The following is a 12,260-nucleotide window of genomic DNA, read 5'->3' as shown; positions in this document are numbered from 1 at the left end:
CGGTTGCAGGTGGAATATCCTGGAGCCTATCCGAACAAGCTTCTTCGAACGCTTCAACGTCGACTTAAATCCTGGCGCAGCGAGCAAGCGAACGCGTTACTGTTCGTTCCTACGGAGGAAACGCTTCCGGAGTATGAGGTCACAACACCCCAATGATATGCCAGGTGCCAGCGGAGGAGGCCGGGCGCTCCGAAACCCCGGCCATCTCCGCACCCGGCCTCCTCCTCAACCCAAGCCGGGAGCAAAATAAATGAGGCAACCCATCGCACTCGGGAGCATCGATATGTGAGGCAATACGTCTTCCATCCTGATCGCCGCGCGACATGGCCCCAACTCTGGCAAAAGGCGAGATCGTCATCCTCGACAATCTTGGCAGTCACAAGGGCAAGTCCGCTCGCAATGCGATCCGCGCCACCGGAGCGCACCTGCTCTTCCTGCCGCCCTACAGTCCCGATCTCAATCCGATCGAACAGGTCTTCGCCAAGCTCAAACATCTGATGCGAGCCGCAGAACCGCGCGATGTCGAGGCAACCTGGCGCAAGGTCGGCGAACTCCTCGACCTCTTTTCTGCACAAGAGTGCGCCAACTATCTCAAAAACTCAGGCTATGCTTCCGTGTAAAAACAGCGCGCTCTAGCTTTAGTCTCTAGCTCCGAACCGACGTGATCACGGCCAAAGCCTCGGCCGTTGGTGGCTGACAATATCCCTTGCTAGGAACGGTGCTAGCGGTCGGATCAGACCTGCAGGACGCAGAGAGCCAGCTCAGGCGCGACCAGTCTAGCGCAATAGGAGTGCAGTTCCTCAACAGGAGAAAACATATCGTCGAATCGCAATGCGCTGCTGATGGCTTAGCGTTCGCGTGAAAGTTTCGGACAGGCGCCTTGCCTGTGCGTCAGGTTGTGGTCAGCTGGTCTGGATATCCTCACCCGCAGAGCTTGCGCGGCACGAGCTCAACAACATGCAATTTTGCCGATAGGAGAGCGAAGCTGATGTATGGCAGAATCGTTGGTGCGTCCGATCAGTCGGCAAGCGGTAGCCAGGCCGAATGGGAAGAGGCGGGAGACAGCTCCCGCTTTTCGGAGGCGGTGGCGGGTATGGATCCGGGTGAGTCCTCATCAATGACGCGATACACTCTCACTTCCAGTCCTCCGATCTTCGAGATTACTGACCGATCTTCCTTCATGGATGGAGTAAAAAGATATTTGGGTAGCGACATCATGCAAATCGCAAGTAACCCAGAAGAGTACTCGGATTTCGTATCCGAGAAAGCCGAGCGCGCGGCAACGGTTGCTGGAAGCTATGCCAGCACTTACGATGATCCGAACAAACAGGCAAAATTCTACAGCTATCAACTGGGTGACGAAAGTGTCGGGCTTCTAAGGGCAGGTGGCCCCGCCACGATCAAAGGAGAACGTTTTCTGCGGCAGTTTGGGCGTAGCGACGTCACGTCCGTGGTAGATCTCCGCGTTACTCATCCGCTGGTCGAGAATGCTGGGGATATTTTGCTGGAGCATCAGTTGCGAATGGACGGCAAATATCCGCTGGTCTTGTCACGTGCTGCCGTAGAAGGCATGGAACCACGTCTGGCGGAAATGGGTTTTGTCCACTTCGGCCGCAATTACTGGGTGCTTGATCCTCACGAGCATCCCGAGGTGTGGACGAAGAACGAGAACGATCAGTGGCAGCGAACGGACAAGCCTACAAAGTATCTTTCCAATTCTGATGGTAATGATGTCGGCAATTTCGAGACGGTATCCTCCGACGATGATCCTGCGTTCTATTTGGAGCGCGCCATGGAAAGAATGGGTCTGGCGCAAGACGATTCGGAATGACGAGACTGGCTCGAAAATGACTGGTCCTTCCTCATTGCTAGCGCAAAAGTCTTAACCTCCAGAAGGGAGCGCATGCTCGCTCGCGCTCCCTCTCGTCTGGATCTCGGGCTTGCGGTCCTTGCCGGAAGTAGCCTAGCGTTGTGCTTCGCCGAATCGGCAGGACCTAGATACCCCGGCCGGTGGACCGAAAGGAGCGGGCACCCGCGAGCTGCGATCGTAAGTTGTTGCAACATGCTTGGCGGTCGCAACCGTGAAGTTTGAGCCGGAACAACTCGAATACCACCGGCGACGGCTAAGTGTGGTTTCGCGGTTGCAATCCTGCCCCCAATCGCATCAGCGTGTCTTGGCATAAACACCAAAATCCAGACGCTTCACTCATTCAAAAGTATGCCAAGATCACTTGTCGTGGCATTCACGTGCGCAATCTGGCTTATTCGGTGCTGTCGGAAGGCATTGATGTTCTGCGAGCGACAGTGCGTTTGATGGGCCGGCAAGTAGTTCCAGAACGGTGGCGAAGGCTGTGCCGCGTAGTGATGTCGCAGCGCAAAGCCTAATGTTCGCGTGGATTGGCCTTGACCCGTAGAACCGTGTCAAGAAGGATCTTGCACTGCATGGTTGATTGCACAGCGACAGTAAAAGACGTCTAACATTAAGCGAGCAGCGAATGCAGCCAGATGCCGTCTACGCGATTTGCGGCTTTAAAGATATTCCAAGCTGCCGAGCCATGGGATTCCATCTTATGGTCATAGATGATGAGGGTAATCGACGGCCGTGGTCCATCGTTGTGATCCGATGGGGAGGAGCGTGCTTGGCTATGTCAATAAATGCCCGCACAACGGCGTCAATCTGGACTGGGAGCGGAACGAATTCCTCAATCCATACGGCGTTCGACTGATGTGCGGCAAGCACGGATCGACCTTCGAGCTCGGCACCGGCCAATGCGTCGAAGGTCCTTGTAAGGGTGGAACGCTCACGCCGATCGCGTTGATAGTCCTGGATGGAGATATCTGCGCCGTCGGCGTGAGTCTTGTCGAAGACGATGCTTCCCGCAACGAATGAAGCTTGTTCAGACGGGCCGGTTTTCGTTGCGGTTTTTCACAGGGGCCATCCTCTTAAGTCCATCTTCGTACGAGATCTCGTCATCGGACAGATCGAGATCCTTTGCCGCGTCGAGCAGGTAATCGAGCTTGCCACCTGAATCGAGTTTCTTGATGTCATCCTTGTTGACCCCGACCAGGTCCATCATCTCCTTCCAAACCGTGGATTCATCGCACGGCAGGACGTGAAAGATAACGTCACCAAGCTTGACTCGGTATTTCGCGAGCAGGTCTATGTTGTTGCAGAACATGAAGTAGCTGCCGTCTGGGCTTAACGCGCCGTCCAGCACGCCCGCAACGTCGGCCAGATACGCGAATGAATGCAGATAGCCGGCCAGCACCGGAATGACCCGTTCTCCGCTCTGCGCAATCGTCAAAACCTGCTCGATCGAATAGTCCGGCGGCCGTTTCTCGTCCGCGACCTGGGTCTGGAATTTCAGTGCGATGTCGCCGCGAAAGCCGAACCGGCCAGGCTTTATGGTCCCGCCTTTGAATACGGCATTGAGCAGGCGGCCCTCCCTCTCAAGTCTGCCGAGCGCGGTGTTCTCGATTGTAGTCATTAAAATCGTCCTCGATCTAAGCGTTTCACCGACGCCTTGGCCGGTGCGAGACGCACTGCAAATTGCTTGCCGTCCACGCACAGCAGTCTTCGACGTAGCTTGGAAGAAAAAGGCGTAAATGGGCTCAGGCCGCCTCAAGCAGCCTTGTCGGAAATTCGACGCGAGTGCCAAAGCCAACAGGCACGATCCGAAAAAGCAAACATCATCAATCCTCTGCACGTTGGCACACGACTTGCCATAAGCAAGTGGTCCGAAGCAGATGAAGGATAAGCCATGATCAACCTGACGGATAGCGCGGTGAATGCGGTCAAGAGCGCGATTTCATCATCGACGCAGCCAGCAAGCGGCCTGCGCATTATGGTCGAGGCAGGCGGCTGCAACGGGTTCAAATACATGATGGGTCTGGCCGATCAACCGAAGCCCGACGAGAAAGTGATCGAGTGCAGCGGCCTGAGGGTGTTTGTCGACAACAAGAGCAATGAGCATCTGGTCGGCACAACCATCGATTTCGTGATGGCGCTGGAGAGCCCAGGCTTCACCTTTCATAACCCGAACGCCACTTCGAGCTGCTCGTGCGGAAAATCGTTCAGCTAACAAGAAAGAGACGTCAAGCATGCCGACCGAATCGGAGCAACTGAGAAAATTACCGGCCGCCACGAGCTGACGAGAACTACCGATTCGGGGCGTAATCGAAGAGACCCGACCCATTCCGCGACGAGGTGGCGATAGTCGACTGAACCGGATCGATCACAGCAGGATCGTGGTCAGCCTTGGTGCCTGCGCGTTCTGCAAGCTTTCGAGGGAGGCGCTTGACGACATTCAGGCGTGGCTTGTCAATAGGCTCCGCGAATTCGTCCGCTTGATCCCGGTAGCTGCCGTAGCCAAGGCGTGAGATTAAGCGAGGATCAAGTGCCGATTTATCTCGACAACAACGCGACGACGCGGACCGATCCGTCCGTTGTGCAAGCCATGTTGCCATTCTTCACCGAGCAATTCGGCAATGCGTCATCGAGCCATACATTTGGCGACGAGGTCGCAGTCGCGCTGAAGCAGGCGCGCCGTAGCCTGCAGGATCTGTTGGGCAACGCCCACGATCATGAGATCGTTTTTACCTCCGGTGGGACCGAGGCGAATAATGCCGCCATCCTCTCGGCGCTTGCGATCCAGGAAGACCGCGACGAGATCGTCACTACATCGGTTGAGCACTCCGCCGTCCTTTCGCTGGTCGAGCAGTTGGCGACGCGAGGAGTCAAGACGCATATCGTACCGGTAGATTCCCGTGGCCGGCTCGACATCGAGGCGTTTCGCTGCGCGCTCGGGCCCCGTACGGCGGTCGCCTCGATCATGTGGGCCAACAACGAGACCGGTACGATTTTTCCGGTGGAGTTTCTGGCCGGATTGACCCGTGAGGCAGGCGCCCTGTTTCACACAGATGCGGTCCAGGCCATCGGAAAGATACGTGTCGACCTAAAGGACAGTGCGATCGACATGCTGTCGCTTTCAGCCCATAAACTACATGGTCCAAAAGGGATCGGTGCTCTCTATCTGCGCAAAGGGACAAAATTCCGGCCGCTGATCTGGGGCGGATCACAGGAACGTCGGCGCCGCGGCGGAACTGAGAATATTCCCGGCATCGTCGGTCTTGGAAAAGCGGCGGAACTGGCGCTGGATCGGCTCGAGCTGGAACGAGTTCGCATTGGTGCGTTACGAGACCGCCTGGAGCAGGGGATTCTACATACTGGCGAGTGCGCGGTGCTCGGCGATGTCAGCAACCGGCTAACGAACACGGCTAAGATCGCTTTCGATGATCTCGACGGCGAGGCGATCGTCCATCATCTCAATCGCGCGGGCATTGCCGTGTCGATGGGATCAGCTTGCAACTCCGGCTCAATGGAACCATCGCATGTTCTGCGCGCTATGCAGGTACCGGAGCGGAGCATGCGCGGCGCGGTGCGCTTTTCCCTGTCGCGTGAAACGTCCGTTGCCGAAGTCGATGACGTCGTGTGCGCACTTTCCGACATTGTGGCTCGCCTGCGCGCCAATTTGCGGGAATCTGCCGGCCTGACCAACCATGCGCCGCAGTCGAGGGGGGTGAAGTCGTGAAGATCATGATCCGCCGCTCTCCGGACGCGGGCCTGTCGATCTATGTGCCGAAAAAGGATCTCGAAGAGCCGATCGTGGAATCGGAGCACGAGACGCTATGGGGCGGCTGGATCAAAATAGCCAATGGCTGGGTGCTCGATTTGCCGGAGATGGCGAGCGATACACGCCTGCCGGTGACAATCAACGCCAAAAAGCGGGGCGAGAACGGTGACGATCCGTGAAGGCGACCGCACAGATCGATTTCGTCAACGGGACCGATGCCAAGGCCATTCTCGCGGACGTCGCTGCCGGGCTGAGGGCCGCGAGCGTTGTTCCCTATCTTGGCCCTGGCCTCGCCGAACTGTCCAGATCCGATATGCCGACGACACCTGAGGCGTTATCTGAGTTCTTCGCCAGCAAGGTTGCGCTGCCGCGGCGGGCGAAGGGCAATGCATGGGCCGCGGCACAGCACATCGAGATCAGCAAACATCGCTCCACCGTGACGGCATTGATGGCGCAGGCCTTCGCTCGGTCAGTCGAGCCGACCGGGTTGCACGATCATCTTGCGTCTCTGTCGCTGCCCATCATAGTCGACACATGGTATGATGGGGCGATGCGCGCGGCGCTGGATAAGCGCGATGGATGGGGCGAAGTGCAGGGTATCAGCCGCGTCGGCATTGGTGAGAATCGCTGGTATCGCTTTTATGACGCGGTTGGCCACGAGGTCGACAGTGTCGCGGCGGACAGCTGGACGACGGTATTATACAAGCCGCACGGCGGCGTGCAGCCGGCGAATAACTTCCTGATTTCCGACGCCGACTATGTCGAGGTACTGACCGAAATCGACATCCAGACACCGATTCCGGACATCGTCAAGGAAAGGCGGATCGGACAGAGCTTTCTCTTCGTCGGTTGTCGCTTTAACGATCAACTGTTGCGTAGCTACGCCCGGCAAGTCATCAAGCGATCGGCCAACACCCACTATGCGATCGTCGATCTGGATGCGATCTCACGCAATGAGCTCCGTTTTCTGCGCGAGCAAGGCCTGATGCCGCTTGCGATTGGACTGCCTCGCGCGGTCGAGATACTGCTCACCCATTAGCAGCGTTGCGAAGCCGGATCCCCCAGTTCGCATTGGCCTGTTGTGAGAGGCCACATCGCATCAAGGCCAACAGAGATGGCGCCGGGGCGCGCGAGCGTGGTGCGTGAATGCAACAGCCGTAGAGCTCTGCGTCAAAAGCACGACGTACTTGTCTCGCTTCCTACACCCGCATCATTGCTGGTCCTGCATGCCTGGGCGTTGATACTCCCGCCAACTCGTTGGCGTAAGCTGCAATGTGATCGTCTCCGCCATGGCATGCGAGTTGCTACTGCTCTTCTTGAGGCTCTCGGGGCTGGTTCCGGGAAGCGATGATTGCCCGCAGGAGAAATGGAAAATGAACGCGGTCGTTGGACGCGGGAAATATGCCGAAGCTGCGGTAGATGCCGGAAAGATGGTGCAGACCGCCGCCGAGCATAAGGGCTGCCGCACCTCGTCCAACATTGGCCAAGCGAGTTGCGGCTCGCAGGCGGGACAAGGCGATCTGCCGACCGAGATCTGGGAAAGAGTGAAGGACCATCCCTGCTACAGCGAAGAGGCGCATCATCACTACGCCCGCATGCACGTCGCCGTGGCGCCAGCCTGCAACATCCAGTGCAATTACTGCAACCGCAAATACGACTGCGCCAACGAATCGCGTCCGGGCGTGGCGAGCGAGAAGCTCACGCCTGAGCAGGCGGTCAAGAAAGTGCTTGCGGTTGCAGCCACCATTCCCCAGATGACCGTGCTTGGCATCGCCGGTCCGGGCGACCCGTTGGCCAATCCAGAGAAGACGTTCAAGACGTTCGAACTCGTCGCCAAAGCGGCTCCGGACATTAAGCTGTGTCTATCAACCAATGGGTTGGGCCTGCCCGATTATGTCGACATCATCGCCGAGTCAAAGATTGACCATGTCACGATCACCATCAACACGATCGATCCCGAAATCGGCGTCAAGATCTATCCATGGATCTTCTTCGACCACAGGCGCCACACCGGCATCGACGCGGCAAGGATACTCACTAATCGTCAGCTGCAAGGCCTGGAGATGCTCAGCGAACGGGGAATCCTGTGCAAGGTCAACTCTGTGATGATCCCGCATATCAACGATCATCACCTGGTCGAAGTCAACAAGGCGGTGAAGTCGCGGGGCGCCTTCCTTCACAATATCATGCCGCTGATCTCCGCACCCGAGTACGGAACAGTATTTGGCCTCAACGGTCAACGCGGGCCGACAGCGCTGGAATTGAGGGCGCTGCAGGATGCTTGTGAAGGGGAGATAAACATGATGCGCCACTGCCGTCAGTGCCGGGCAGATGCTGTGGGTCTGCTCGGAGAGGATCGCAGCGCGGAGTTTACCACTGACAAAGTCATGAAGATGGACGTCGAATATGACCTCGACGTGCGCCAGGCTTATCGCGACCGGGTAGAGGATGAGCGTGCCGCCAAAGGCAAGGCCAACAACGAGGAGCTCGGGAAATTGGCTGGGGAGACGAGTGAGATCTCGCTTCTGGTGGCAGTCGCAACCAAAGGCTCGGGGATAATCAACGAGCACTTTGGACATGCAAAGGAATTCCAAATCTACGAACTTTCCACTTCCGGCACAAAATTCGTCGGCCACCGCCGTGTGGACGTCTACTGCCAGGGCGGTTATGGGGAGCAGGATAGGCTGTCCACCATCATCCAGGGCATCAATGACTGCCATGCGGTGTTCGTGGCCAAGATCGGCGGCGGCCCGAAAGGCAATCTGATCAAGGCTGGAATCGAGCCGGTCGATCAATACGCGCATGAGTTCATCGAGAAGTCGGCGATCGCCTGGTTCCGGTCCTATCTCGACCAGGTGAAAAGCGGTGAGATCCAGCACGTGAAGCGCGGCGATGCTTCGATTCGACAGGGAGCCCTGAACTCTGCGGCGTGAGGAGGTTGTGTGCCATTCAAGATCATCGCCTCGCAGTGTACGAGCTGCTCAGCCTGCGAGCCATTGTGCCCGAACGCTGCAATCTCGGAGAAGGCTGGGATCTTCGTCATTGAGCCGGCAAAATGCACCGAATGCGTTGGCTATTTCGACGAGCCGCAATGTGTTGCTGCCTGTCCGGTCGACAATACCTGCGTCATTGACACGTCCTGGCCGCGCCACCACGCGCCAGCCTGAAGGGTGAGCTCCATGAACGGATTCCCGCCGCCGCTTGATGATGTGGACGAAACTGTACCCGGGAACGCGGCGCAAGGCCATGCCCTGTTTCTGCGGCGGCGAAACGAGGGCCATCGCAGCCTTGCCAGTCGAGCTGGAACTCCATTTGATGCAACCGAGTGACGCTGATGCTGGCTGACCATACCTATGAGCTTAGTCGCGCCGTGGCGCACCGCATCGCGCCGCAGCAGCTCGGCCAATTGATGAGCGACGAGGAGCTCGAGTTCCGCCACATCGTGGCACGCGGTGTGTCCAATGAGCGGCCGCTAGCCACAGCGAACGACCTAGACGCCCCTGTGCGGGTCGAGAACATACAGCGCCTGTTGCCGGGGCCGCTAACTGCTCCACAGCGTGCCCCTGGCCCACACGTCTACCATGCAGTGGCGCGCTGCATTGCCGCGGGTGAACCGGCAGATGGAGATAAGGACGAATTGATGCGGGACCTCGCATGCGCCGGTATGGCGGCGTCCCTGCGTGTCCACGAGGGAGTGGTGCATGAATAAAATCGTTCGCGATAGCGACGTCGTCGAGCTCAGTGGGCCGCCGGTCTTCAGTTTTAGCGAAAAGGTCCGCGCCAATCGCACTATCCGCAACGATGGTACATATCGCGGCAAGGAGATCGGCGAGATTTTGGTCAAGAAGGGAGATGTCGGTTACGTCGTTTCGATCGGCACGTTCTTGCAGCAATTCTACATCTACGGCGTCGAGTTCCTCGAAAGCGGCTGCCGCGTTGGCATGAAGCGCAAGGAGCTTGAGTCGGTGGACGCATGCGAGGAGATCGATGATCTGCCATTGCCGGAAGAGACTGTGTATGACTGAGGTTCGCTTTCCGAAGTATCGGCGGGGCCAGCGCGTCAAAGCTGCAGTTGACCTCATCAACGACGGCTCTTTTCCCGATACCGAGCCCGAGGGTCTCGTGCTGAGCGCCGGAGCAACCGGCGAGATCGTAAGGGTCGCTATCCATACGGAAGCGGACGTCCGATCTATACTGTCGATTTTGGCGAGCGGCGGCTCATTGGCTGTCTTGAAGAGGAAATCACCGCGCTTTGAGGGGGCTTTCGCGATGAATGCCGGGCTGATGAGGAAGGTAAAGACCGGGCTGGTCCCTCACCCGAACGAGCTGGATCGCAAGCGGATCGAGCGCGGTTTGAGCTCGCGCAATCGATATCTCTATGTCTCGCCGAACGTGACGCCGGTGAAGGGCGGCTATCTGGTCGAGAGTCCATGCTGCTCGCGCAATATCGACAAGGATGGCGGCCTCATTGATGTCGCGCTGATTCTTTATGATGCCGTGAGCGGGATCTGGAAAGTGTTTTGCAAGAACCACGCGCAAGGAATCTGGGAGTTTTACAGCCTTTACCACCGCCTGAGTTCAGCAATCGACGACTTGAACGCGGATCCCGAGCGCTTGTTCTGGCAGTGACGAATTGCCGTTGACGAATCATGGAGAAGTCACGATGGCGCTCACTGCGGAGGAACTGATCGAAATCGAGCGACTGCTTGCGGTCGATGATGCCGACACGGGTCCCTTCGTCGAGCTGCGGCGCCGCTTTCCGCAGCTTGCATGCGTTCGCTGCGACGCGTCGGATGTGACGGATCAGCCGTTTCGGCAATTTCCTAGTTTCGATCTGCATTTGCTCGACGGGTCGGATCACTGCGTGCAGATTACAGCCGATCCGAAGCGGGCGACCGCTATCGTGTTAGCGAAGAGGAATACTGTAGGTGAACGGAATTGAACTGGCAGAGCATCGGCTTGATGGCCCGGACGGGAAGGAGGCAAATACATCCTTCATTCCACTGTCCGATCCCGATATCAGCTTCGCCGAGCTCTCCGCCGTGGAAGCGCTTCTGTGCTCGCCGCAGATCTCCAATGGGCGGATCACCGAGGCGTTCGAGCAGGCGTTTGCCGTCTATCTTGGCCGCAAATATGCGGTAGCAGTATCGAGCGGCACCATCGGGCTGCTGCTGGCGCTCAAGGCACTCGGCGTCGGGCCAGGACAGGAGGTCATTGCCTCGCCGTATTCCTTTCGCGAGACGGTCCATGCGATCGGTCTTGCAGGCGCGCGGGCGGTATTTGCCGACATCGACTATTGGTCGGGAACATTGCTCCCAGAGAAAGCCGAAGAGCGCATCACGGCCAACACGCGGGCGATTGTCGCCGGTAATCCCAACGGCCATCCCGCGCCGTGGTCAGAACTGCGTGTGATCGCGCAGCGCCATCATCTGGCACTTTTGGAGGATTCCACCGAAGCAATCGGATCGCGGTACAAGGGCGAACTCGTCGGCCGGTTTGGCGATCTGGCGGTTTTCGACTTTGCCCAACCCCTGGCCCTAAGCTGCGGCGAAGGCACAATGGTGGTAACGGACGATATCGACCTTGCGGTTGGCGTGCGCCGCTATCGCGCCCACCGCCTGGACGAGCGCTCTTCCGTGATCGTCGGCGCCACAGCACCGTACCAGGCCGGCATGAGCGATCTCACGGCAGCCTTGGGGCTGGCGCAGCTCCAGCGTCTCGATGAAATCCTGGAGCGTCGTCGACTGGTGGAGCAGCTCTACAGCGCGCATATGCAATCATTTTAAGGTATTAAGCCGCCTTACGTAGGCCCTCATGTGACCGAGGTCAACTGGTTGCTCTATCTCGTCCATCTGGGAACGCGCTTCACGCGATCCGGCCGCGACGCTATCGTCGAGGATCTGCGCGCCGCCCAAATTGAATCCGTCGCCTATAGCCATCCTCTGCACTTGCAACGCCATTATTTCGACCTCGGCTATCGCCGTGGCGATTTGCTGGTTACGGAAAAGATCGCCGATCGCGTCCTGGCACTGCCGTTTCACACTCATCTTTCGAACGACAAGATCGAGTTTATTGTCGAGACCATGAAAGATGCGTCGATCAACGTGGGCGCGGGTGCAGCGATCTACTGAGATGCGAATCATCCACCACACGGAAAGACGAGCATTTGAATAGCGATGATCGTAGTTGTGCTTCATCGCGCCAGATGAGCAAGGTCGAACGACCAAGGGCGGGCCCGTGAGCACGAAGAAGACCTGCTCGAAGGTAGCGAGGGCGCGGTCTGGAATCCACGGCTCGAGGCCACGCGCGAAGCTGCTGGAAACCGAGCTAGTCGTCCGTGAAGAATGCGGATTGACCTGAGAAATAAGCAGAATTGGTCTTGATGTAGTATTCGATTTCGCAGGAAAGCGGGGTATTGGACCTCGCTTTCTTGCGTTTTAGGTTTTGCTTTTGGGTGATTCGTGATTCCCTGACGGCGTCGTCGACATTGGGGAATGCGATGAGCAAGCCGCGGGATGATCGCCAGAAAGACCTGTTGCTTCCGGCGCTTGATCAGATCATCGACATGGGTCATCCGCTGGTGCGGTTGGCAGCGCTGATCGACTGGAACATCCTGAATGAGCGCTT

General features: G+C 57.8%; 13 protein-coding genes and 5 pseudogenes. 17 read left to right on the top strand and 1 reads right to left on the bottom strand.

Features of this window, described 5'->3' with window-relative positions; genetic code table 11:
* From J6525_RS44625 to J6525_RS44610, 4 genes and pseudogenes are all read left to right on the top strand, one after another.
* Positions 1–156 (top strand): annotated as a pseudogene (locus J6525_RS44625) (ISNCY family transposase); the annotation flags it as partial.
* Positions 157–320: 164 nt separating this feature from the next.
* Positions 321–620 (top strand): annotated as a pseudogene (locus J6525_RS44620) (transposase); the annotation flags it as partial.
* A gap of 368 nt (positions 621–988) precedes the next feature.
* Entirely contained in the window at positions 989–1,831 is an 843-nt protein-coding gene (locus J6525_RS44615) for a host specificity protein (RefSeq protein ID WP_225649396.1), read from the top strand.
* Positions 1,832–2,495: 664 nt separating this feature from the next.
* Positions 2,496–2,890 (top strand): annotated as a pseudogene (locus J6525_RS44610) (Rieske (2Fe-2S) protein).
* Between the two features lie 7 nt (positions 2,891–2,897).
* Here the strand turns inward: J6525_RS44610 and J6525_RS44605 are convergent.
* On the bottom strand, positions 2,898–3,488 hold the full coding sequence (locus J6525_RS44605; protein ID WP_225649395.1) for a hypothetical protein: 591 nt from the start codon (positions 3,486–3,488) through the stop codon (positions 2,898–2,900).
* A gap of 273 nt (positions 3,489–3,761) precedes the next feature.
* On the opposite strand from J6525_RS44605, the gene J6525_RS44600 reads away from it, so the two are divergent.
* The 13 genes and pseudogenes from J6525_RS44600 to J6525_RS44540 all read left to right on the top strand — a co-directional run.
* Positions 3,762–4,082 (top strand): HesB/IscA family protein, encoded by a 321-nt coding sequence (locus tag J6525_RS44600; RefSeq protein ID WP_225649394.1) that lies wholly within the window; start codon positions 3,762–3,764, stop codon positions 4,080–4,082.
* 315 nt (positions 4,083–4,397) lie between these two features.
* A complete protein-coding gene (gene nifS / locus J6525_RS44595; RefSeq protein WP_225649393.1) occupies positions 4,398–5,591 on the top strand; it encodes a cysteine desulfurase NifS in 1,194 nt (397 codons plus the stop codon).
* Positions 5,588–5,812, top strand: a complete 225-nt coding sequence (gene nifT / locus J6525_RS44590; protein WP_069277625.1) for a putative nitrogen fixation protein NifT — start codon at positions 5,588–5,590, stop codon at positions 5,810–5,812. Before nifS ends, nifT begins: the two co-directional genes overlap by 4 nt.
* Positions 5,809–6,672: an SIR2 family NAD-dependent protein deacylase gene (locus J6525_RS44585; protein WP_225649392.1), complete on the top strand. Its 864-nt coding sequence runs from the start codon at positions 5,809–5,811 to the stop codon at positions 6,670–6,672. Before nifT ends, J6525_RS44585 begins: the two co-directional genes overlap by 4 nt.
* Positions 6,673–7,006: 334 nt before the next feature.
* Entirely contained in the window at positions 7,007–8,566 is a 1,560-nt protein-coding gene (gene nifB, locus J6525_RS44580) for a nitrogenase cofactor biosynthesis protein NifB (RefSeq protein WP_225649391.1), read from the top strand.
* A 9-nt stretch (positions 8,567–8,575) separates the two neighbouring features.
* Positions 8,576–8,800, top strand: coding sequence for a 4Fe-4S binding protein (locus tag J6525_RS44575; protein WP_225649390.1), 225 nt, complete (start codon positions 8,576–8,578; stop codon positions 8,798–8,800).
* A 158-nt stretch (positions 8,801–8,958) separates the two neighbouring features.
* Entirely contained in the window at positions 8,959–9,342 is a 384-nt protein-coding gene (locus J6525_RS44570; RefSeq protein ID WP_225649389.1) for a hypothetical protein, read from the top strand.
* Complete coding sequence (locus J6525_RS44565; RefSeq protein ID WP_057018208.1) at positions 9,335–9,658, top strand: nitrogen fixation protein NifZ; 324 nt, start codon at positions 9,335–9,337, stop codon at positions 9,656–9,658. Before J6525_RS44570 ends, J6525_RS44565 begins: the two co-directional genes overlap by 8 nt.
* Positions 9,651–9,889, top strand: a pseudogene (locus J6525_RS44560) (nitrogen fixation protein NifZ). The gene J6525_RS44565 and the pseudogene J6525_RS44560 overlap by 8 nt, the downstream one beginning before the upstream one ends.
* Positions 9,890–9,902: 13 nt before the next feature.
* Positions 9,903–10,262 (top strand): DUF3024 domain-containing protein, encoded by a 360-nt coding sequence (locus tag J6525_RS44555; RefSeq protein WP_225649388.1) that lies wholly within the window; start codon positions 9,903–9,905, stop codon positions 10,260–10,262.
* A gap of 34 nt (positions 10,263–10,296) precedes the next feature.
* Positions 10,297–10,575, top strand: a complete 279-nt coding sequence (locus J6525_RS44550; protein ID WP_225649387.1) for a DUF6129 family protein — start codon at positions 10,297–10,299, stop codon at positions 10,573–10,575.
* Positions 10,571–11,764, top strand: a pseudogene (locus tag J6525_RS44545) (DegT/DnrJ/EryC1/StrS family aminotransferase). The gene J6525_RS44550 and the pseudogene J6525_RS44545 overlap by 5 nt, the downstream one beginning before the upstream one ends.
* A gap of 284 nt (positions 11,765–12,048) precedes the next feature.
* Positions 12,049–12,260 (top strand): hypothetical protein (locus J6525_RS44540; protein WP_225644121.1); only part of this gene is annotated, 212 nt, incomplete at its 3' end.

The sequence above is a fragment of the Bradyrhizobium australafricanum genome, from assembly GCF_020329495.1.
Classification (GTDB): Bacteria; Pseudomonadota; Alphaproteobacteria; order Rhizobiales; family Xanthobacteraceae; genus Bradyrhizobium; species Bradyrhizobium australafricanum.
Note: the sequence above shows the minus strand (reverse complement) of the source record. Positions and strands in the feature narration are given on the sequence as shown.